General features: G+C 66.2%; 17 protein-coding genes and 2 tRNA genes. 8 read left to right on the top strand and 11 right to left on the bottom strand.

All coding sequences use genetic code 11. The annotated features are described in order from the left end of the window. Positions 1 to 663: 663 nt before the first annotated feature. From hisG to hisS, 3 genes are read right to left on the bottom strand one after another with little or no spacing between them, the layout of a single operon-like run. A complete protein-coding gene (gene hisG, locus HUK65_RS15875; RefSeq protein WP_179907251.1) occupies positions 664 to 1,371 on the bottom strand; it encodes an ATP phosphoribosyltransferase in 708 nt (235 codons plus the stop codon). After that, positions 1,368 to 2,462 (bottom strand): ATP phosphoribosyltransferase regulatory subunit, encoded by a 1,095-nt coding sequence (locus tag HUK65_RS15870; RefSeq protein WP_179907250.1) that lies wholly within the window; start codon positions 2,460 to 2,462, stop codon positions 1,368 to 1,370. Before HUK65_RS15870 ends, hisG begins: the two co-directional genes overlap by 4 nt. Continuing rightward, the gene (gene hisS / locus HUK65_RS15865) at positions 2,462 to 3,961 is read right to left on the bottom strand and encodes a histidine--tRNA ligase (protein ID WP_179907249.1); all 1,500 of its coding nucleotides are present in this window, start codon (positions 3,959 to 3,961) and stop codon (positions 2,462 to 2,464) included. The genes HUK65_RS15870 and hisS overlap by 1 nt, the downstream gene beginning before the upstream one ends. A gap of 251 nt (positions 3,962 to 4,212) precedes the next feature. Here hisS and lon point away from each other — a divergent pair, with 251 nt between their 5' ends. The 5 genes from lon to HUK65_RS15840 all read left to right on the top strand — a co-directional run bounded on the left by lon (position 4,213) and on the right by HUK65_RS15840 (position 12,072). Next, entirely contained in the window at positions 4,213 to 6,624 is a 2,412-nt protein-coding gene (gene lon / locus HUK65_RS15860; protein ID WP_179907248.1) for an endopeptidase La, read from the top strand. Between the two features lie 150 nt (positions 6,625 to 6,774). Beyond that, positions 6,775 to 6,849 (top strand) — tRNA-Val (locus HUK65_RS15855). A 419-nt stretch (positions 6,850 to 7,268) separates the two neighbouring features. Beyond that, positions 7,269 to 8,495, top strand: coding sequence for an ATP-grasp domain-containing protein (locus HUK65_RS15850; protein ID WP_327787140.1), 1,227 nt, complete (start codon positions 7,269 to 7,271; stop codon positions 8,493 to 8,495). A 201-nt stretch (positions 8,496 to 8,696) separates the two neighbouring features. Further along, complete coding sequence (locus HUK65_RS15845; RefSeq protein WP_179907247.1) at positions 8,697 to 10,679, top strand: hypothetical protein; 1,983 nt, start codon at positions 8,697 to 8,699, stop codon at positions 10,677 to 10,679. Positions 10,680 to 10,926: 247 nt separating this feature from the next. Then, positions 10,927 to 12,072, top strand: a complete 1,146-nt coding sequence (locus tag HUK65_RS15840; RefSeq protein WP_179907246.1) for a cation diffusion facilitator family transporter — start codon at positions 10,927 to 10,929, stop codon at positions 12,070 to 12,072. A gap of 187 nt (positions 12,073 to 12,259) precedes the next feature. Here the strand turns inward: HUK65_RS15840 and HUK65_RS15835 are convergent. The 4 genes from HUK65_RS15835 to HUK65_RS15820 all read right to left on the bottom strand — a co-directional run bounded on the left by HUK65_RS15835 (position 12,260) and on the right by HUK65_RS15820 (position 15,085). Beyond that, positions 12,260 to 12,335 (bottom strand) — tRNA-Val (locus HUK65_RS15835). Between the two features lie 612 nt (positions 12,336 to 12,947). Next, positions 12,948 to 13,517, bottom strand: a complete 570-nt coding sequence (locus HUK65_RS15830; protein ID WP_179907245.1) for an HK97 family phage prohead protease — start codon at positions 13,515 to 13,517, stop codon at positions 12,948 to 12,950. Between the two features lie 112 nt (positions 13,518 to 13,629). Continuing rightward, a complete protein-coding gene (locus HUK65_RS15825) occupies positions 13,630 to 13,887 on the bottom strand; it encodes a GTA head formation protein, RCAP_rcc01685 family (RefSeq protein WP_327787139.1) in 258 nt (85 codons plus the stop codon). Beyond that, positions 13,880 to 15,085, bottom strand: a complete 1,206-nt coding sequence (locus HUK65_RS15820; RefSeq protein WP_327787142.1) for a phage portal protein — start codon at positions 15,083 to 15,085, stop codon at positions 13,880 to 13,882. Before HUK65_RS15820 ends, HUK65_RS15825 begins: the two co-directional genes overlap by 8 nt. A gap of 198 nt (positions 15,086 to 15,283) precedes the next feature. Here HUK65_RS15820 and HUK65_RS15815 point away from each other — a divergent pair, with 198 nt between their 5' ends. Further along, the gene (locus HUK65_RS15815) at positions 15,284 to 15,826 is read left to right on the top strand and encodes a hypothetical protein (protein ID WP_179907243.1); all 543 of its coding nucleotides are present in this window, start codon (positions 15,284 to 15,286) and stop codon (positions 15,824 to 15,826) included. Between the two features lie 5 nt (positions 15,827 to 15,831). Here HUK65_RS15815 and HUK65_RS15810 read toward each other — a convergent pair whose 3' ends face one another. The 3 genes from HUK65_RS15810 to HUK65_RS15800 all read right to left on the bottom strand — a co-directional run bounded on the left by HUK65_RS15810 (position 15,832) and on the right by HUK65_RS15800 (position 18,788). Then, on the bottom strand, positions 15,832 to 17,175 hold the full coding sequence (locus HUK65_RS15810) for a DNA-packaging protein (protein WP_179907242.1): 1,344 nt from the start codon (positions 17,173 to 17,175) through the stop codon (positions 15,832 to 15,834). Next, positions 17,102 to 17,503 (bottom strand): hypothetical protein, encoded by a 402-nt coding sequence (locus tag HUK65_RS15805; protein ID WP_179907241.1) that lies wholly within the window; start codon positions 17,501 to 17,503, stop codon positions 17,102 to 17,104. Before HUK65_RS15805 ends, HUK65_RS15810 begins: the two co-directional genes overlap by 74 nt. Positions 17,504 to 17,573: 70 nt before the next feature. Continuing rightward, the gene (locus tag HUK65_RS15800; RefSeq protein WP_179907240.1) at positions 17,574 to 18,788 is read right to left on the bottom strand and encodes a deoxyguanosinetriphosphate triphosphohydrolase; all 1,215 of its coding nucleotides are present in this window, start codon (positions 18,786 to 18,788) and stop codon (positions 17,574 to 17,576) included. 107 nt (positions 18,789 to 18,895) lie between these two features. Here HUK65_RS15800 and HUK65_RS15795 point away from each other — a divergent pair, with 107 nt between their 5' ends. Continuing rightward, positions 18,896 to 19,222, top strand: a complete 327-nt coding sequence (locus tag HUK65_RS15795; RefSeq protein WP_179907253.1) for a HesB/IscA family protein — start codon at positions 18,896 to 18,898, stop codon at positions 19,220 to 19,222. Positions 19,223 to 19,340: 118 nt separating this feature from the next. Here HUK65_RS15795 and HUK65_RS15790 read toward each other — a convergent pair whose 3' ends face one another. Next, entirely contained in the window at positions 19,341 to 19,913 is a 573-nt protein-coding gene (locus HUK65_RS15790) for a biotin transporter BioY (RefSeq protein WP_327787138.1), read from the bottom strand. 122 nt (positions 19,914 to 20,035) lie between these two features. Here HUK65_RS15790 and HUK65_RS15785 point away from each other — a divergent pair, with 122 nt between their 5' ends. Next, positions 20,036 to 20,725 (top strand): SDR family NAD(P)-dependent oxidoreductase, encoded by a 690-nt coding sequence (locus HUK65_RS15785; protein WP_179907239.1) that lies wholly within the window; start codon positions 20,036 to 20,038, stop codon positions 20,723 to 20,725. Positions 20,726 to 21,054 lie beyond the last annotated feature (329 nt).

The following is a 21,054-nucleotide window of genomic DNA, read 5'->3' as shown; positions in this document are numbered from 1 at the left end:
AAGATTGCTCATTGATTGGTCTCCTTGCGGAGCGTGAATCACGCCGCAAGGCTGAAATCAATAGGTCCTGAGCCTAGGAATCGAGGGTGAACTCAAGAAGATCACTGAGATCGCGCAAGCGAAGGCAGAGGAACTTGGTTTGAAGATGGATCGCAGGATCGCTTTCGCGATCGAGAAACTTAATTGTGAAAGCCGAAGGGACGTTTATAGAAGGCTGATCAATCTTGTTGTGGCAGAAGGCAATCAGGAATTGAAAAAAACGTTTTCTTTCTGATATCAACAAAGCTCTCGATCTTCGCAATCGGTTTGCCCTCGATACGTTTGACCATGGCAGCAATGACGCCTTTGGGAACTATGTCCAGTGTACAAAGGCGGTAGAGGCTCTTGCGTTTCTTCTACTTTACAAAAACTTACCACTCCCTGCCGATCACCATTGGAGCCACGGACCCGACAATTTTACTGAATATCTGCTTCCGCAAAGTGTTCCCCAAAAGACGTGAAGTGTGAACAAAGTTAATGTCTTTTTATTTATATGCTTCGCAGCTCAACGTAGGTTCGGCCCTCCCTTGCGGCACACTCAGCGAATGACCGCTCCGTCCCACATGACCACCCCTCGCGACAGCATAGCATGGGGCGCGCGGACCTCACGTCAGGCGGCGAACGCTAGTGGTCCTGCGGGAGCGTCAGGTTCAACCGCTGCGCCAACTGGGCCAGAGGCGCACGCCCCCCACTCCAGTCCGCCCGGCGTGATGCAAAGAGCGTGGCCTGGCTGGCATGGACCGGCGGGCCGGAGAGCACCTTCAGGTGGTTGTCCCGCAATGTCGCCCCGGTCGAGGTGATGTCGGCCACGGCCTCGGCGGTCAGGTTCTTGACCGTGCCTTCGGTGGCGCCCTGGCTGTCAACAAGTTGATAATCCGCCACCCCATGGGCGCGCAGATGTTCGCGCACCAGGCGGTGATACTTGGTGGCGATGCGCAGCCGGAACCCGTGGCGGGCCCGGAACGCCGCCGCCGCCGCGTCCAGATCATCAAGCGTATCCACATCCACCCAGGCCGCCGGAACCGCGATGATCAGGTCCGCATGGCCAAAGCCCATGGGCGCCAGTTCGGCCACCTGCGCGGGCCAATCCGCCAGCCCCTCGCGCACCAGATCCGAGCCTGTCACCCCCAGATGGATCCGCCCGGCGGCCAGTTCGCGCGGGATCTCGCCCGCCGACAGCAGCACCAGCCGCAGCCCGTCAAAGCCTTCGACCGCGCCCGCGTATTCGCGGTCGGCGCCGCTGCGGCGCAGGGTGATGCCGCGGGCGGCGAACCATTCAAAGGTCTTGTCCATCAGCCGCCCCTTGGAGGGCACACCCAGCGTCAGGGTCATTGCGCGCCCTCCAGTGCCGCTACCAGCGCGGGGCGGATCACGCCCCCCACCGCCGGGATCGCGCGCCCCTGCCCCAGCACCGAGGTCAGCGCGTCATAGCGCCCGCCGGTGGCCACGGGCGGCAGGCCCGCGCCCTCGGCCACGAAGCCAAAGACGAAGCCGTCGTAATATTCCATGCTGGAGCGGCCGAAGCTGGCCTCGAACGGCAGGGTTGCGGTGTCGATGCCGCGCGCGTCCAGCGCGTCCAGCCTGCGGGCCAGACGCTCAAGCGCGGGGGCAAGCGCCGACCAGTCCAGCGCGCGCAGATGCTCCAGCGCGGCGCGGGAGGGCATGGCCACCGACAGGATTGCATTCATCAACGCCACCTCGGCGGCGGGGAGCGGCGGGGTCTCGGCATCGGCCAGCAGAGTGGCCACGCGGTCAGTGATTTCGTCCGCACTGCGCAGCCCGATCACCGGCCCGGCTTCGGCGATCAGCGCCTCGGCCGAGGCGGCGCGCAGGCGGTCGGTCAGGGCGGCGCGAGCCTCGGCCAGCGGGCCGCGGCCGGTGAAGCGTTCGATCAGGGCGCGGAAGCGCGCGGGCCGCCAGATATGGCGCATGAGCGCGGCGCGCCGGTGATCCGTCAGGGACAGCCCCGCCACGGCGGCGCGCAGCAGGCCGATATCGCCGGTCACCGGGCGCAGGGGCAGACCGTCCAGCGCGCTGGCGATCAGGGCAAACACCTCGGCATCCGCGAGCGCCGGGTCGGTGCGGTCAAACAGCTCATAGCCCACCTGCAGGTATTCGCGGGCGCGGGCGCCGGGGGCCTCCTGCTTGCGAAAGACCGGGCCTTCGTAGGTGTAGCGCGCGGGCTCGGCGCCGTTCGTCATATGCGCCTGCACCACCGGGACGGTGAAATCGGGGCGCAGCATCATCTCGCCCGCCAGCGGGTCGCGGGTGACATAGGCGCGGGCGCGGATATCCTCGCCATAAAGGTCCAGCAGGGTTTCGGCGGGTTGCAGGATGTCGGCATGGACCGGCACGGCGCCCGCGGCCCGGAAATGCCGGGACAGCCGCGCGGCCACGGCAAGGGTTGCGGCGCACTCGGGCATCAGCCCCGGTCCAGGATGCGCCGGACGGCGGCGACCATCTCCGCCACCGGCACCTCGAACTGCGCGGGCTGGGATTTCCATTCTTCAACAGTGGCTTCCTGGGCGATCTTGGCACCGAGGATGAGGTCCTTGACCTGCACTGCTTTGCGCTTTCGCTCGTCCTCGCCCTGGATGATGGCGACCGGCGCGCCGCGCTTGTCGGCGTATTTGAGCTGGTTGCCGAAATTCTTCGGGTTGCCGAGGTAGGGCTCGGCCCGGATGCCTGCTTTGCGGAGCGTGTTCACCAGCGCGAAGTAATCGGCCATGCGGTCGCGGTCCATCACCGTCACCACCACCGGGCCAGAGGCGTCGGTCTCACCACGCCCCTTGGCAGCGAGGGCTGCCAGCAGCCGGTCCACACCGATGGAGACGCCGGTGGCGGGGACGGACTGCCCGGTGAAGCGTTTGACAAGGTCATCATAGCGCCCGCCGCCCGCCACCGAGCCGAACTGGCGCGGGCGGCCCTTTTCGTCGGTGATCTCGAAGGTCAGCTCGGCCTCGTAGACCGGGCCGGTGTAGTAGCCAAGGCCGCGGACCACTGATGTATCCATTCGGATACGATCTTCCCCGTAGCCTTGCGCCCTAACCAGGCTGATAATCTCGTCGGTCTCAGCTAAGCCGTGTTTCCCTTCTAGGGAGTGCTCCAGGATCTCGCGCAACGAAAGCTCAAGGGCCTCCCCACTCTCGTTTTCCATGACGAAACCACTCTGCGAAGCATTTGGGAGGGCAAATGCTATGATCATGGCTATCGCACCGTGGTCGAGGTCAGCGCCCTCAGTGAAATCTCCGCTTTCGTCTTTGCGCCCTTTTCCCAGCAACGCCCTAACGCCTTCCGGTCCAAGGCGATCTATCTTGTCGATTGCGCGCAACACTATTCCGCGTGTCCTAAGGTCATCTTGGGCGATACCCGCAACCTCCATCACCCCGTTCAGCACCTTGCGATTGTTCACGCGGATCACATAGTCCCCGCGCTCGATCCCCACGGCCTCCAGCGCGTCGGCCAGCATGGCGCAAATCTCGGCATCCGCCGCCACCGAGGCCGCGCCCACTGTATCCGCATCACATTGATAGAACTGCCTAAACCGCCCCGGGCCGGGCTTTTCGTTGCGCCAGACCGGCCCCATGGCGTAGCGGCGATACGGCGACGGCAGATCGCTGCGGTATTGCGCCGCCACGCGGGCCAGGGGTGCCGTCAGGTCATAGCGCAGGGCCAGCCAATCGCTGTCTTCCTCCCAGGCAAAGACGCCCTCGTTCGGGCGGTCCACATCGGGCAGGAACTTGCCCAGCGCCTCGACCGTCTCCACGGCGCTTGTCTCCAGCGGATCGAAGCCGTAGCGCTGGTAGACCTCGGCGATGCGGGCCAGCATGGCGTTGCGGGCCGTGACCTCGGCGCCGAAATAGTCCCGAAAGCCCTTTGGCGTGGCCGCGCGAGGGCGCTTTGGTCCTTTGCTCTTCGCCATGATGCTCTGCGCCCTGTCCTGTGTCCGCCGGGGTCCGATCTTCGCGTGGTGCCATAGCCCAAGGGGCCAGAGGGGGCAAGGCTGCGCCTGCGAACCATGGCCGCCCGCAATATGGTCGAAGTTCTGCCACACCCTTCTGTCATGGACACCGGAATGTCACCATGCTTGAAACGCTGTGGCAACTGGCCCACATATTGCGGGACAGCGGGCGCCCGGCGCGCCCCGATGACAGGACAAGTTAGAGGCAAGACATGAGCGGTTCCCAGCACAACAGCTATCCGGTTCTTCCCCTGCGCGACATGGTGGTGTTTCCGCACATGATTGTGCCGCTGTTCGTGGGGCGTGAGAAATCCGTCCGCGCGCTGGAAGTGGTGATGGCCGAGGACAAGCAGATCCTTCTGGTTTCGCAGAAGGATCATGCGGATGAAGACCCGGACACGGATGCGATCTTTCGCGTCGGTGTGCTGGCCAATGTGCTGCAACTGCTCAAGCTGCCCGATGGCACGGTGAAGGTGCTGGTCGAAGGGCGCTCACGGGTGCAGATCACCGAATACCTGGACAATCCGGCGCATTTCGAGGCTGTGGCCGAAGCGCTGGAAGAAACCGACGGCGACCCGGCCACCCTGCGTGCGCTGACCCGGTCCGTGCGCGCCGAGTTCGAGCGCTATGCCAAGATCCGCAAGAACATCCCCGAAGAAGCCCTGAGCGCCATTGCAGAATGCGAGGACCCGGCGCGGCTGGCGGATCTGACCGCGGGCCATCTTGGCGTGGACGTGCCCGAAAAGCAGAAGATGCTGGAGGCGCTGGTCACGGCCGAGCGGCTGGAGATGGTCTATGCGCAGATGCAGTCCGAAATGTCGGTGCTGCAGGTGGAGCGCAAGATCAAGACCCGCGTGAAAAGCCAGATGGAGCGCACCCAGCGCGAGTACTACCTGAATGAGCAGATGAAGGCCATTCAGAAGGAGCTGGGCGACGGTGAGGACGGCCAGAACGAACTGGGCGAACTGGAAGAGAAGATCGCCGCCGTCAAGCTGTCCAAGGAGGCCCGCACCAAGGCCGAGGCGGAGCTGAAGAAGCTGAAATCCATGTCGCCGATGTCGGCCGAGGCCACGGTCGTGCGCAATTATCTGGACTGGATGCTGTCCCTGCCCTGGGGCAAGAAAAGCCGCGTCAAGAAGGATCTGGGCCGCGCGCAGGAGGTTCTGGACGCCGATCACTACAGCCTGGAAAAGGTCAAGGAACGGATTGTCGAGTATCTGGCCGTGCAGGCGCGCAGCGCCAAGCTGAAGGGGCCGATCCTGTGCCTTGTCGGCCCTCCGGGCGTGGGCAAGACCTCGTTGGGGCGGTCGCTGGCCAAGGCCACGGGGCGCGAGTTCATCCGCATCAGCCTGGGCGGCGTGCGCGACGAATCGGAGATCCGCGGCCACCGGCGGACCTATATCGGGTCCATGCCGGGCAAGATCATCCAGTCCCTGCGCAAGGCCAAGACCACCAACCCGCTGATCCTGCTCGATGAAATCGACAAGATGGGGCAGGATTTCCGAGGCGACCCGGCCAGCGCGATGCTGGAGGTGCTGGACCCCGAACAGAACTCCACCTTCGTGGATCATTATCTTGAGGTCGAATATGACCTCTCGGACGTGATGTTCGTGACCACGGCCAACAGCTACAACATGCCCTCGCCCCTGCTGGACCGGATGGAGATCATCCCGCTGGCCGGCTACACCGAGGATGAGAAGCTGGAGATCGCGCGCCGCCACCTGCTGCCAAAGGCGATCAAGAACCACGGGCTGCGCAAGGGCGAGTTGGAGATCACCGATGAGGCCCTGCTGGAGACCGTGCGCCGCTACACCCGCGAAGCCGGGGTCCGCAACCTGGAGCGCGAGCTTGCCAAGATTTCGCGCAAGGCAGTGACGCAGATCATCAAGAAAGAGGCCAGGCAGATCTCGGTCACGGCCGAAAACCTGTCCGATTTCCTGGGCGTGCCGCGGCACAAGTTCGGTCTGGCCGAGAAGGAGGACCAGATCGGTGTGACCACGGGCCTGGCCTGGACCAGCGTGGGCGGGGATCTGCTGCAGATCGAAGCCCTGCGCCTGCCGGGCAAGGGGCGGATGAAGACCACCGGCAAGCTGGGCGATGTGATGAAGGAATCCATCGACGCGGCCAGCTCGTTCGTGCGCTCCATCGCGCCCAGCGTGGGGGTGAAGCCGCCGAAATTCGACACGCTGGACATCCATGTCCACGTCCCCGAAGGTGCGACGCCCAAGGACGGCCCCAGCGCAGGCGTGGCGATGGTGACATCCATCGTGTCCGTGCTGACCAAGATCCCGGTGCGCAAGGATGTCGCCATGACCGGCGAGGTGACCTTGCGCGGCAATGTCCTGCAGATCGGCGGGTTGAAGGAGAAGCTGCTGGCGGCCCTGCGCGGTGGCATCACCACGGTGCTGATCCCCGAGGAAAACGCCAAGGACCTGCCCGAGATCCCGGACAATGTGAAGGACGGGCTGACGATCATCCCCGTAGCGCATGTCTCGGACGTGCTGCGCCATGCGCTGGTGTCTGAGCCTACGCCGATCGACTGGGATGAACAGGCCGAGGAAGCCGCCCAGGCCGCCCGCATGGCCGAGCAGGCCGGGTCCGGCGCACAGGCACGGGCGCACTGACGCCCGGCTGAAAAACAGCGTTACGTCCCGCACCGGCCCCCCCGATGCGGGGCGTCTTCATGGCGCCTGCCCGGGCGCAGGACAATAGGCCGTTTCCGGCGTGATTGCCTCTTGCACAGCGCGAAGGGCGGCGATAGATAACGCGCGGCAGGGCGATTAGCTCAGTGGTAGAGCGCTTCGTTCACATCGAAGATGTCGGCAGTTCGAATCTGTCATCGCCCACCATACCCTCCATGATCCTGCGCCCCAGCAGTGCCCCGGCCGCATCGGATCGGTGGTCTCAGCTGGCGGATCACCGGATGCCTCCTGCTGCCCCGCAGGCGCCTGCCCTCCCCCGGCACCTGTCCGCGCGTGGCCCTGCGGCCGAGCGGATCATCCTGCACGGCGGATGTGAGCCCGCACAGGGCCGCACAGGGGTGACACCCATTGCGCGACCGCAAATAACTTGTCAAAACTAATCAAATATCCGAATGAAACTTCCGAAACACTGCCATCTCTGAAATATTACATTGATTTTATTACAATAATTCACACGGGTGGAACACATCACTACTTCATGCTACAAAGTAAACATGGTGCGTGAGCGCGGCCTGCAACCGATGGGCGCTGTGCTCCGTGTAAATCGAGTTCAAGAAGGGAAAACCGTGCAAACCAAAGATCCACAAAAAGGTTACGTCGCCATCCTTGGATGGAGCCTCAGATGCATCGATGCGCTGGAGAGATTTGACCGGCGCTATGTGATTGTTGCCCCGCAATGGGCCGAGGAATACGCGACCCAACACAATATTCCGTTTGTCAGCTGGGATTTCGAACGCCTGAATGACCGGTCCTTCGAGCTTGCAACAACGCTCAAGGAGATGGGCGTCGATGTCGCCATTCCCCTGTTCGAGGAAACGGTTGAATGGGCTGGCGCGGTCAACTCGGTGCTGCTGGACAACCCGCGCCTGCTGGGCCAGTCGATGCTGTTTCGCGACAAGTCGCTGATGAAGCGGCGCGCGCAGTTGGGCGGTATTCGCGTCGGCATCTTCGAGGAAGCGATGGATCAGACCGATGTGATCCGCTTCCTCAAGCGCGTGAACCAGACGCTGCTGAAACTGGATGGTGACCCCAACGATCCGATCCATTTCAAGGCCTTCGACAAGGCGGGCTGCCTGGGCCACCGGGTCATCCGCTCGCCCGATGATGTGGCCGCGATCGCCGATGAGGAATTCCCCGCGCTGCTGGAATCGCACCTGGACGGCTGGGAATTCGCGGTCGAGGCCTGGATCAAGGATCGCAAGATCCAGTTCCTGAACATCTCGGAATACGTGACCCTGGGGTATTCGGTCTTTGTGCCCGCCACGCCCGAGCTGGAGAAATACCGCGAGAAGATCACCAGGGAAATCGAGAAGCTGATCGAGGTCTTCGACATCGATTTCGGCTTCATCCACCCGGAATACTTCGTCACCAATGACGGCACGATGTATTTCGGAGAGGTGGCCTATCGCCCGCCGGGGTTCAACGCCTTCGAGCTGATGGAACGCGCCTATGGCTTCAACGCCTATCAGGCGCTGGTGCTGGCCTTTGACCCCAAGGCCACGCAGGAAGAGCTGGATGCCTTCTTCCCCACCCCGGTCAAGGACGCCAAGGGCCATGCCGGCTGCTTCGGGGTCTATCCCCGCCGCCGTGTGGTCAGTGAACTGGCCATCCCCGAGGAAACCGAGAACGACCCGTATTTCGAGTTCCACGAGCTTGCCCCGCCGATGGAATCGAAAGTGACCAAGCGCACGGCCTTTGGCACCCATTGGGGCCTGGTCTATTTCTTTGGCGAGGACCCGCACCGGTTGCGCGACCTGCTGAAGGCGCAGGAAGAGCTTGATTTCTACGTCTGACCGGGCTGCGCGCGACCATCGCGCCGGGACCGGGCGGCCTGCATGGGCCGTCCGGTTCGCCCATGTGATGGGCGCACCATGCGCCATGAACAGGGTTTTAACGACAAATTCACAGCCCGAAGGGTTGTAGTATCAAGGGATAGCCGCAAGGTTGCCACCACATGCACAGCGGCGCAGATGCGCGAAACGGGACTGTTCAGAATGACCACCAGCCTTCAGGATGAAACTCTTGCTCCGATCCTGCGCAGCTTCGATCATGTGCTCTCGCAGCTTGCGACCGCATCCTCCGCCGGCAAGGCGACCTATCAGGGGCGGATGCTGGATACGATCAAGCGACTGCTGAAACACCCCGAGGGGATCGCCACCCTTGCGCCACGGGTGGCAGAGCTGGAACAGGCCGGTATCTTTGACGGAACGGATTGGGCCGTGCCTTCCAGCCTTGTCCCCGGAATGGTCGGCAACACCCTGCGGATGGCCGATGCGCGGACCGTGGCGCTGGAATGTGTCAACCTTCTGCGGTTCCTCGCGGCCGCCCGTGATGATACGACGCAACCCGGGGTGCCGACCGAACATGCGCGGCATTTCCTTGCGCAGGTTCTGGCCCTGAACCTGGACCGTATCCTTGGCGCCCACCATGAGGCTGCCCGCGTCAATGCGGGCGAACTGGACCGCGCCGTGGATGCCTTGCTCAAGCACATCCTTGCCAGTGTCGGAACCGAAGGGATCCTGGGCCAGCTTGTGGATGAAGTCTGGCGCATCCTGCGCCAGCGGCCCATTCAGGTCGATCATGTCAAATCGATGATCCTGCAGATCGCGCTGGCCATGAATGAAGACGGGCAGAGCTTCAGCGCCAGCGACACACGCCTGGGCGCTGACCGGCTGATCAGCGCGCTCTTCGGTCCGACCGAGCTGTGCCGCGAGGACCCCGGGCTGGAGGCCTATCGCGACCGTCTGGGGGCAGCGGATGCCGGCACCTTGCAGGCCGAAGCCACCGGCATGGCGCGGGCGATGCATGACACGGGCCTGGTATCGGACTATCACGCCGCGTTCCTGCGGTTCGTGCTGGAATGCGGGCAAAGCCATCTTGTCGCGGATGCGCTGGGCCTCAGCAGCACTGGGCTGGATTCGCTGCGCTGCTATCAGGCGTTGGTGCAGCAACTGATCGCGGCTGCGGTGCGGCCGGGCACAGCGCAGGCGGTGCTTGGCATTGCTCTGATGCTGGAGCGCGGGATTCTCTATTCGCCGCCGATTGCACCCTCGCTCTGGCGGCTGCTGGGGTCCAGCCTGAGCCCGGCCACCGTGGCGGCCTTGACCGCGGCATTCGGGCCTGAGCCCACGCCCCACCAGCGTCTGGTCGCAGGCGCGATGATGCTGCTGGGGCAACCGCTGGGGATCGGTCAGGGCAACAACCCCACCTGTCAGGCGGCCCGCGCGCTGTCCATGTGGGCGCTCAACGATCCTGATTACCTGCTGTGGCAACTGGCCCAGGTGACATCGAACGACCGCCTGATCATGCATTTCGAAGGACAGGCGCTGGACTCGGCCCTTCTGCCCGGCGGTCTGGCGCTGCACACGCCACTGGATGCGGACCCGGTGTCCGTGGTTCTGGTTCCGCATCTGGACCGTATCTATGCGGAAATGGGCCGTCTGGTCGCAGGGCGCGGTGAAGACCCGCACCGCTGGATCAATCCGGAGCTGCACGGCTGGTGGGTCGGGCGGGAGTTTCACATCGCCGTGGATATCGCGACCGGCAAACTGCAGGCCCATGATCGGTTCATCGAGGATTTCCACAAGGCCTATCACCCCTTTCACAACGGCAATGAACCTGTCATCCACCCCCAACCTGCGGGTATCGCGGTGACCGACAGTCAGGGAAGTTTTGTCGGCTGGCACGCCATTTCCATCATCCGGGTGGCGCTGGATCAATCCGGCGAGATGCGTGTCTATTTCTTCAACCCCAACAATGACAGCGGTCAGGATTGGGGGCACGGGATCGTCGTATCGACCCAGGGCAACGGAGAGCGGCTTGGCGAGGCCTCGCTGCCCTTTGCGCAATTCACCTCACGCCTCTACATCTTTCATGATGACGGGCTGAAAACGGTGACCGAGGTGCCGGTGGATGCAGCTCAGATCGAAATCATCCACCAGATGACCTTGCAAAGCTGGGCAAAGGACCGTCAGTGATCCGGTCAGCCCAGCGGTCACCCCCGCCAGAGTGACGGGGCTGCGCACCGCGGTTTTCCGGCGCGGCCTTGCCCTGCTGCCCGCCGCAGCGCAGATTTCGAACCTGACGCGGCTGGACCGGGATGTCCGCGCCCGGCCTGCGCGGACCGGGCCGTGGCCGTCCCGGTCTTGCGCAAACGCCCGCGACCACGGCAATATGCGCGCCAGATGACGCCTGTGGGTCGTCTTCTGCAGGAGTGTGCCGCGTATGACAGACCCCACAAGGCAATCTGATGCAGATGCCCTGCGCGACAAGCGCCGCGCGGCCTGGGCGGGTGTGATCCTGAACGGGCCCCTGGCTGCGGGCAAGATCCTCGCCGGGCTTCTGGCCCATAGCCAGGCGCTGGTGGCCGACGGGGTGCATTCGCTCTCCGATCTCGCCTCGGACGCCGCCGTGATCTGGGCGCTGGGCCATTCTCACCGCCCGCCCGATGCGGAACATCCCTTTGGCCATGGCCGGTTCGAAACGCTGGCAACGCTGGCGATTGCCGCCATGCTGACCTTTGCCGCCGCCGGGATCCTGATTGACGCGGGCCTGCGCCTGATGGATCCGCCCACAACCGCGCCGGGCATGCTGGCGCTATGGGTCGCGGGCCTGTCCATCGCATTGAAAGAGGGGCTCTATCACTACACCAGGGCGGTGGCACGGCGGACCGGTTCAACCATGATGGCGGCGAATGCCTGGCACCACCGCTCGGACGCGGCGACATCCGTGGTTGCGCTGGGGGGGATTGGCGCGGCGATGCTGGGCTGGCCCCTGGCGGATGCGCTGGGTGCGGCGATCATCGCAATGATGCTGGGGCGCGTGGCCTGGCGATACGGCCGCCCCGCGATCCGCGAACTGGTGGACACCGCCCCCTCTGCGGGCATGGCCGAAGCCACCACCCGCGCGCTGGTGGCCACACCCGGCGTGCGCGATGCCCACGACCTGCGCCTGCGCAACATGGGCGGGCAGGTTCAGGCGGATGTGCATATCACGCTTGACCCCGCCATGACCCTGTCCGAGGCGCACCGCCTGTGCGAAGCCGCCCGGGCAAATGTGCTGCAACAGGTCCCCGACATGGCCGAGATCATCATCCACCCCGAACCCGATGGCCATGCCGATGGCCCTGCGGCCCATGAGGCTGCCCTGCGCCCGGAATTGCAGGCCCAGGTCCGCGCCTGTCTGAAGGGGATCGTGCCGCCCCATGCCATCGGCGACCTGCGCCTTGATTACCGCGACGAAGGCGTGATTGCCGTGGTCGAACTGCTGGAAACCCCGATCGAAGGCGCGCAATCGCGCATCTCACTCCGCCTGCGCCAGCAAAGGACCGACCTGGCCGAAATTCGCCTTCTGTGGATGCCAACGTCCTGATTGCAAACCGCATATCCGGCTGGCCATCTCGCTGATGCTCACCACTGCAGGCCGCGCTGTTCGGATATCTGGCGGCATGGGCAGGCGGCCCCGTTCCCTCGATCCCCGGCCGCCGCGATTCTGGACTTCGCAAAGCCGCACCCGGTTCGATGAACCCGCGCACATGTCTCATAAACGCCTGAAAACATGGTGGGTGATGAGAGACTCGAACTCCCGACATCTTCGGTGTAAACGAAGCGCTCTACCAACTGAGCTAATCACCCGCGCGTATCGCATACGCCACCCGGCACCGCTCTGCAAGTCTGGATGAGAGAGTTTCCAGTCGGCCCGAACCAGCGCGGCGCATCCGGCGATCAGGTGCGGCCGGGGCATGCCCTGTGTGCAAGAATGCCAGTGGGTTGCGTCCCAGAGCGCAACTTGATGCGCCGAAATGGCCTCTCCCTGCATGTGCGATGCCCGGCTGGTCAAAGGGTATTCCGCTTGTGGTCTGGCGCAGACCTCCTGCTGCGAAACAGCGAATTTCCCCTCGATCTGAAGCGGTTGATCCAACTGACCTGACCCACCGTCTTACATGCGAGGAGTTCCTTGACGCTCCATCGCATCCACCGTTTGTGTCGCGTCTTTGCCGGGCCACGGGGAAGCGCGACGGCGATCCCCTCCTGCCATTCCTGAGCCGAAGCGCGCATTCCGCGCATCTGCGCGGCTGAGGTGTCGGATTGTGGACGCAGACGGCAAAATGGGTGTCGCTTTGGATGGCCCGATAGGTGTTGGAGTTTCCCGGCTGGAAGTGATCCAAGGCCCGTCCCGCGCGCCCGCCTCAACCAGCCGGTTCCGCGGCCCGCACAGCACGCGCCGAAGCCTCCGCGCCATCCGGGTCAGCGTCGCTGCCGTATCGCTGAAAGCGTGCTGGCGGCATCGCGGAACACGGCGCTCAAGGCGGCCGATTGTACCGAATCGCGGGACTTGGTCGCCACCCGCGCCACAGGCAGCATCGGAAAGGTCACCAGCGACACCTCCCACAGATCCAGTTCGACCAGCTTGCGCCCGCCTTCAGGGTCGCGCTCGGCGCGGATGGTGCGATAGCCGATAGACAACCCGTCCAGCGCCCCCGAGGCGATCAGCGCCGCCGCCTCGCGCGCGCGGGCGACCCCGGTCAGCAATCGGCCCTTGACCCACAGACCACGGGCATCCTCGGCCACCTCGTCCCAGATGCCGATGGGCTGGGCGGGATCATGCTGCCACAGCATCCGCACCCGCCCGCCACTGGCTGCCAGCCGCGACAGCGAAGCCGCATACGCCCCCGCCATCACCCGGTCCCCACCGCGATCGCGCACCCCGAACAGGCTGGCATAACCTTCGACGCCAGTGCCATCCACCAGCGTCAGCCCGGCCTCGGGCTTGTGGAACTTATGTTCCAGATCAGCGTATTGCGTCATGTTCTTCATCCTGTTTTGCAATCTTTTACCACGCCCAAAGGCGGCAAGGCCCCGCCCGGGCCGTGCGCAAGGGTGGGTGGGTGGGCGCGCGGCCCGGGCGGGGCCTTGCCGCCCGCACCCGTCAACCGGCAACCGCCAGCAGCGCCAGCGCACCATGCAGCAGCACTGCCGCCGCCACGCCATAGACCGCCAGCCACAACCGCTTTTCGATCCGCTCCAGCGCGGCCTCGATCCGGCCCAACCGGTAATCCAGCGCCTCCTTGCGCTCGGCGGCCACGCGCTCGCTGGCCTCGATCCGCGCCTGGGCGGCATCGAAACTGTCATACAGAAACCGCGAGCCGCCGATGGTCCGCCGTGCCAGCCCACCGCGCTCAGCCACCGTCAACCACCGGCGGCAGGCCCAGCAGGGCGCGCTTTTCGGCCTCGGTCAGGAAACTGGCCTCGGCCACCCGGCGCCAGGTCGCCTCGCGTTCGGGCGCCAGGGCGGGGACCTGGTCCAGATCCGGGCGCAACTCCACCGCCGCGCCGGAATGGCCCGAAAGCCAATGCGCCAGCGCCGCTGTGACCCGCGTGGCCAGCGGCAGCACGGTCAGGCGATAGAAGGCGCGGTTGGCCTCCTGGTAATTGGCATAGGTGGCATCGCCGGGGATCCCCAGCAGCATCGGCGGCACGCCAAAGGCGATGGCGATATCGCGGGCAGCGGCCTCCTTGGTGCGGTGAAACTCCATGTCCGAGGGCGAGAAGCCCATGGGTTTCCAGTCCAAGCCCCCCTCCAGCAACATCGGACGGCCGGCATTGCGCGCGCCCTGGTGGTGGCATTCCATCTCGGATTGCAGGCGCTCGAACTGCTCGTTGGTCATGCTGCCCTGCCCCTCGGGCCCGCGATAGACAATCGCCCCCGAGGGCCGCGCCGCGTTGTCCAGCAGCGCGCGCGACCAATGCGCGGCAGAATTGTGCAGCTCCACCGCCTGGGCCGCGGCCTCCAGCGGCGACAGGCCATAGTGGTCGTCAGTGGGGTGGAAGCTGCGGATATGTAGAACGGGCGGCGGGCCGTCGCCCATGTGGAAGCGGTGGCGGCGGCTGCCGACGGTGTAATCATACCCCACCGGCCAGCCATCGGCGCCCGGCACCACCGACATACGATCTGACCGCAGCACATGCAGTTCCTGCGGCAGGGGGGCATCCCCGGGGCGGACGGCCTCGACATAGGCGTTGCCCGCAAGCAGAAGCTGGGAATAGAGCGCCTCCAGCAGCTCGGCCTTGCCCTGGGCCGGGTTGGGGCGGCGGATCAGGGTCATCAGCGGGTGCGCCTCATAGCGGCGGTCACAATCCTGCAACACCAGCGGCAGCGCGGCCGCCGATTCGGCGATCAGCCGCACGGCACGGAACCCCACCGGGTTGCGCTGGAACCCGGCGTGCACGCCGCCACCGCTGCGCACGGGCGCCAGGCCCGGACGCGCCGCGCCGGTGATGGCGGCGCGCGCGGCGGGCACACCTGCGGTCAGCGGCCCCACGGCCGAGGCCTTGGCCTCGGGCGCGCTGGCGCTGGCGGCTTTGCGAAAGAAATCGAACATGATCTGGTCTCCGGTTCCTTGGGGTGCCGATCTGCCGGGGCCGGGCCGTTCCGGTCGGCGCGGCAGCCGCTGCGGGCGATAGCACCGGGTTATGCCCGGCAATGCTTGCGATCCGTTATGTGCGCCGTGCGGTGGGGGCGCAGGACGCAACAGGGGCGCTTGCGCTTGACCTTGGCCGCGCGCGGGTGTTCAGACGGGGCCATGGCCCGCAAACCTGATCTGACCGCCCACCCCAACCCGCTGCGCGCAGGCGCGTTGCTGGGGGTCTGGGCGTTGGTGGTGCCCGCGGGCCTGGGCGCGCTGGCGCTGGCGATCAGCCTGCTGGCCGAACTGCCGCTGGTGGGGCTGCTGTTCATCGCCATGGCCGTTCTGGTGCTGGCGGCGGGATGTGTGGGGGTTCTGGCGGCACTGGACATGCTGCGTCAGCCCGCGCCCATCCTGACCATCAGCCGCGACGGGCTGCGCGATCTACGCCTGAGCGACCAGACCATCCCGTGGGAGGCGCTGGACTGGCGCCGCGCGCTCTTGAGCACCGTGCGCGCCAACGGGGATACGGTGCAGTTGCGCCTGTCCCCGGAAATAAAACTGCGCCCGGCAGCCCGCGCCATGGCGCTGGCCAACCGGGCGCTGAAACGCCCCCCCTGTTCGGTGCTGACCTTCGCGCTGGAGGTGGACGCCGCCACCATCGCCCAGGCCATGGCCCGGCACAAGGACCCGTGGGAGCGCCCCACCGGCAAGGGCTGAGGCCGCTACAGGCTGCGCACGCTGGGGCGCATCAGCTTGCGCGCCGGTTCGATCATCAGCACATGCAGCGCCCAGACCAACGCATCCACCCGGTCCGGGCTGCCGCGCCCGGTGAAGCCCTGCGCCGTCATCTGCGCCATCTGCTCCTCCAGCGCGCCAAGGCGGCCCAGATGCTTCACCCGCCCCTGCTCATAGAGCGCGGCCACAGGTTCGGCCCGCAGGCCCTTGCCCTGGCGCGCGTGCAGCGGGCGAAAGGGAACCAGCGGGTCCACGTTGCGCAGCACATCGGCCACCATGTTGCCGCCCTGATTGACCTCGGCCACCACCCGGTCGGCGGTGTGGCGGTGGGCGGCGTCGATCACCGCGCGGCCCCATTGGCTGGGCGAGGCGGCGCGCAGGCTGGCATCCTCCAGCACATAGGCGCGCCAGTCCTGCACCGGCCCCTTGGTGACGGCACCCACCACCACGATCCCGCACAGGTCCGACCCCTGGTGCCCCGAGACCGCCGGGTCCACCGCCACCACCACCCGGTCCAGTTCCGGGCTGCGCGCCACCCGCGCCGCGGCCAGCGCCTCGGCGGGCCAGAGCGTGCCCTCGGCGTCATCCAGCAGGATGCCGTCCAGCTCCTGACGCTCCTCGCGCGTTCCGGCATAGCGGGCGCGGACCTCGGCCAGAAAGGCGGGCGCGAGGAAGGCGCGGTTGGCCTCGGTCGGCGCATGGGTGCTCACGGTCGAGGGCGCGGCCAGAAGCCGCTTCAGCGCGGGCTGGTTGCGCGGCGTAGTGGTGACAATGGCGCGCGGGTCGCGGCCCAGCCGCAGCGCGAATTGCAGCATGTCCCAGGTGGCCTCGGCATTGGGCCATTTGGCCAGCTCATCGGCCCAAGCGGCATCGAACTGGGGGCCGCGCAGGGCCTCGGGGTCGTTGGCGGAAAACGCCGTGGCGGTGGCGCCATTGGGCCAGACCAGACGGCGGCGCGAGGCCTCCCACCGGGGCCGGCGATCGGGGGGCGAACAGGCCAGGATGCCGCTGTCGCCAAAGATCATCACCTCGCGCACCTGGTCATAGGTCTCGCCCAGCAGGGCCAGGCGGCGGGCGGGGCCACGCTCCAGCGGGCGCGGGCCTTCGACCTGGGCGCGCACCCATTCGGCGCCCGCCCGCGTCTTGCCCGCCCCGCGCCCGCCCAGCGCGACCCAGGTCCGCCAGTCGCCCGCGGGCGGCAGCTGATGCGGCTGCGCCCAGAATTCGAACAGCCAGGGCAGCGCGGCCAGCGCGCTGTCACTCAGCCCCGCCAGAAAGCTCTGCGCCACCTCCGGCGGCGCGGAGGCAAGCCAGGCGGCGCCCGATCTCATCGCGGGCTGCGGCAAGGTCAAGGATTCCGCCGGGTCCGTCCCCGGCAAGCCCAAGCGACCGGATGCGTCTGCGTTCTTCATAGATGTTCTCCAGAGCCTTGCGCAAAAGGCGCGTCTCGTCGATCAACTCCTTCGCGGCCCGCGAAGGGTCATGTTCCATGTCGCGGAGCACCTGATTGATCCGCGTCATCGCCCGCTCGAACTGCTCGGCGGCGATCCTGGCCGGACCCGCCAGGTCGGCCGCCCCCTCTGTGGGGGTTTGCTCGTTGCTCAATTGCTGCCCGTCCCTCGATTCTCGGCGGTCTGCCCGAATCCTTTCAACCGCCATCGCCCCTGCAAGGTCTGCAAGGGGTACAGCGGCGCGGTTAAGACGGGTTTGGGGCAGCGTGCGCTGCGGCTCAGCGCCCGCGCAGGGCGCGGCCCGGAAGCGCGTGAATATCCTGCGGTGACAGGCCCTTGACCAGCCGCGCGTGCTCCTGGATGGCAAAGCGGTCGGTCATCCCGGCGACGTAATCGGCGACGATGCGCGCCAGCGCGGTATCCCCGCGCGCCGCCTCTACATCGCGGCGCCATTCGGCGGGCAGCAATTCGGGCCGCGCCATGTAAAGCGGGAACAGATCATCCACCATGGCCGTCACCTCGGCCCGCATGGCCACCACCGAGGGCGCGCGATACATGCGCGTGAACAGGAACTGGCGGATCACCTTCAACTCTCGGAACAACCGGTCACTGAAGCGGATGATGGTCACGCCCAGATCGCGCACCGCTTGCGCTGACCCCGGCGCCGCCGGGCCCAGCCGCGTGGCCGCCACCGCCAGCACATCCTCCACCATCACCCCAAAGACCCGGCGCAGCGCCTCATGGCGCCGCCGCATGGGCTCCAGCCCGGGGTAAAGCGCGTCCACCTCGGCAAAGGCGGGGCCGGTGATGGGCAGCGCCATCAGGTCATCTTCGGTAAACAGGCCCGAACGTAACCCGTCATGCAGGTCATGGTGATTATAGGCCACGTCATCGGCAATCGCGGCCACCTGCGCCTCGGCGCTGGCATGGGTTTGCAGTTCCAGATCATGGCGCGCGTTGTAATCCGCCAGCGCATAGGGCAGTGGCCCCTTGCGTGGGGTGCCATCGGGGTCCAGCAACGGACCGTTATGCTTGGCGATCCCCTCCAGCGTTTCCCATGTCAGGTTCAGCCCGTCGAAATCCGCGTAATGACGCTCCAGCGCGGTGACGATCCGAAGCGCCTGCGCGTTGTGATCGAACCCGCCATAGGGCGCCATCAGCCGCTCCAGCGCTTCCTCGCCGGTGTGGCCAAAGGGCGGGTGACCCAGATCATGGGCCAGGGCGATGGCCTCGGCCAGATCGGTGTTCAGCCCCAGCGCCCCGGCCAGAGTGCGCGCCACCTGCGCCACTTCGATGCTGTGGGTCAGCCGGGTGCGGTAGTAATCGCCCTCATGCTCGATGAACACCTGCGTCTTGTGCTTCAGCCGCCGAAAGGCGCTGGAATGGATGATCCGGTCCCGGTCCCGCTGAAAGGGCGAACGAAAGGTGCTCATCTTCTCGGCATGAAGCCGTCCGCGCGACTGCTGCGGATGCGCCGCAAAGGGTTTCATCATGGTGATCCTTGCCCCGCCGCGCACCCGAACGCTTGTCGGAACGCCATGGCGGCGTTATATACCTTATGAGTTTGATCGGAAATGCCGCACAGGTGCCACCCATGCAGATCGCCATCCCCCCCCGCGTCACCGACCGCGCTTTCGCCCGCCTCGCCGAGATCGCCGAGGATACCGGCGAATCCCACGCCCTGCGCGTGGCGGTCGATGGCGGCGGTTGCTCCGGATTTCAATACGATATCCGCTTTGACACCCCGGCCGAAGATGACATCGTTCTGGAAAAGGACGGGCACAAGGTGCTGGTGGACCCGGTCTCGCTCCCCTTCCTGGAAAACGCCGTGATCGACTTCTCCGAAGAACTGATCGGCGCACGCTTTGTCATCGACAATCCCAATGCCAGCTCAAGCTGCGGATGCGGCATCAGCTTCTCGATGTAACCTTCCGCCCGGGCATTTTCTTGCCGGAAAATACTCTCGGGGGGTGAAACCAGCCCCTCGGGGGCTGGTGAGGGGGGCAGACAGCCCCCCTTCGCCGCGCGAGCCAGAAGCGCCGCGCTCAGCCCTTCGCGCGCTTCAGCGCAGCCCAGGCCCCGGTGACCATCAGCGCCGCCATGGCCGCCTTGATCACATCGCCCATGACAAAGGGCAGCATGCCGGCGTTGATAGCACCCAGGATATCCAGCGGCGTGATCGCCACCAGCCACAGCACCCCCGGCACATAGAGCGCAGCCGAAAGCGCCACAGCAACCAGACCCGTGCGCAGCACCCCGCGCGCCAGCCCACGCTCGGCCGCCAGCCCGGCAGCCCAGGCCATGGCGACGAAACCGAACAGGAACCCGGCCGTCGGGCCCAGCAACATCGGCACACCGGCACCGGCCACGAACACCGGCAGCCCCATGGCCCCCATCGCCAGATAGGTCATCACCGAAGCCGCCCCCAGCCGCGCGCCCAGGCCGAAACCGACCATCAGCACCGCCAGCGTCTGCAGCGACATCGGCACCGGCCACATGGGCACCGACAGCCGGGCACCCAGGGTGATCAGCATGGCCCCGGCCAACACCATCACCCCTTTGCGGAATGCGGATTCGGTGCCGCCCATCGCATGCACCAAAGTTTGAGAACCGTTCACGGTCAGACCCTCCGTTCCAAGACCTTTGCGCTGCGTTATCCGACGCCCGCCCCCCCCAGGTCAAGCCCCGTCCGCACGCCAGCCCCCTTGCGCAGGCGCCACCACGGTGGCAAAGGAACGCCATGAACAGCAACGATGAGAACTCGGGCGCTCCGCGTGTGGCACTTGTCACCGGCGCCTCGCGCGGCCTCGGCGCCGCCCTGGCCGAAACCCTGGCCCAGGACGGCTGGCACGTCCTGGCCGTGGCCCGCACCACCGGCGCGCTCGAAGAGCTTGATGACCGCATCCAGGCGCGCGGCGGCCACGCCACGCTCGCGCCCATGGACATCACCGCCGAGGACGCAATGCGCCACCTCTGCCGCCAATGCCATGACCGCTGGGGCGGCATCGGGCTCTGGGCGCATACCGCCATCCATGCACCGCCCCTCTCTCCCGCCGGGCATGTGGGCGCCAAGGATCTGGACCGCACGCTCGCCATCAACCTGCGCGCCACCGCCGCGCTGATCCCGCTGGTAGAGCCCCTGCTGAAGGCCGGGATGACTGCCAGCGTCCGCAGCACCGCGCTCTTCTTCGATGACCCGGTGGCGGGGCAGAAGTTCTATGGCCTCTACGGCGCCACCAAGGCCGCGCAGATCGCCCTTGCGCGCAGCTGGCAGGCCGAAAACGCCAAACACGGCCCCCGCGTGCAGATCGCCACCCCGGCCCCCATGGCCACCGCCCTGCGCGCCCGCTTCTACCCGGGCGAGGACCGCAGCCTCCTCACCCCCTGCGCCGACGAGGCCCGCCGCATCCTGGCCGAGGTTTCGGCATAGCCAGCCCGCCCGCCCGGCCAGGCCCAGGCGGCCCAGCGCCGCCCTCCCGGCACCGCGATGGCTCAGGCCGCCGCGGGTCCCCTTGCACATGGGGCCTGGCGGGCTGCTCCAACGTGACAGCCCGGCGCTCCCCCGGCGATCCCGGCCCGTCACAGGCACCGACCGCGGCGCGGGCTTGCCCGGGCGCCCGGCCCAACGGGAGCGGGCGCATCTGTGATGCACCCACGACGGGCGGGAGCCCTCCTCCCGCCTCTCAGAGGCCAATCGGAAATGAGTTGAGTGAATTCAGCAGGTTGTGATTCTGTTCAGTTGCGACACAGAACGGAGAT

The sequence above is a fragment of the Rhabdonatronobacter sediminivivens genome, assembly GCF_013415485.1.
GTDB lineage: Bacteria > Pseudomonadota > Alphaproteobacteria > Rhodobacterales > Rhodobacteraceae > Rhabdonatronobacter > Rhabdonatronobacter sediminivivens.
The sequence above is the reverse complement of the archived record's forward strand: the minus strand, read 5'-3'. Positions and strand labels throughout refer to the sequence as shown.

Bases quoted from the DNA above. Each gene is read 5' to 3' on its own strand.
- HUK65_RS15805 (WP_179907241.1), bottom strand. From the start codon at position 17,503: ATGGCGGTTGAAAGGATTCGGGCAGACCGCCGAGAATCGAGGGACGGG.
- HUK65_RS15870 (WP_179907250.1), bottom strand. From the start codon at position 2,462: ATGCCCGAGTGCGCCGCAACCCTTGCCGTGGCCGCGCGGCTGTCCCGG.
- HUK65_RS15845 (WP_179907247.1), top strand. From the start codon at position 8,697: ATGACCACCAGCCTTCAGGATGAAACTCTTGCTCCGATCCTGCGCAGC.
- hisG (WP_179907251.1), bottom strand. From the start codon at position 1,371: ATGACCCTGACGCTGGGTGTGCCCTCCAAGGGGCGGCTGATGGACAAG.
- hisS (WP_179907249.1), bottom strand. From the start codon at position 3,961: ATGGCGAAGAGCAAAGGACCAAAGCGCCCTCGCGCGGCCACGCCAAAG.
- HUK65_RS15830 (WP_179907245.1), bottom strand. From the start codon at position 13,517: ATGAAGAACATGACGCAATACGCTGATCTGGAACATAAGTTCCACAAG.
- HUK65_RS15815 (WP_179907243.1), top strand. From the start codon at position 15,284: ATGGCCCGCAAACCTGATCTGACCGCCCACCCCAACCCGCTGCGCGCA.
- lon (WP_179907248.1), top strand. From the start codon at position 4,213: ATGAGCGGTTCCCAGCACAACAGCTATCCGGTTCTTCCCCTGCGCGAC.
- HUK65_RS15840 (WP_179907246.1), top strand. From the start codon at position 10,927: ATGACAGACCCCACAAGGCAATCTGATGCAGATGCCCTGCGCGACAAG.
- HUK65_RS15810 (WP_179907242.1), bottom strand. From the start codon at position 17,175: ATGAGATCGGGCGCCGCCTGGCTTGCCTCCGCGCCGCCGGAGGTGGCG.
- HUK65_RS15800 (WP_179907240.1), bottom strand. From the start codon at position 18,788: ATGATGAAACCCTTTGCGGCGCATCCGCAGCAGTCGCGCGGACGGCTT.
- HUK65_RS15785 (WP_179907239.1), top strand. From the start codon at position 20,036: ATGAACAGCAACGATGAGAACTCGGGCGCTCCGCGTGTGGCACTTGTC.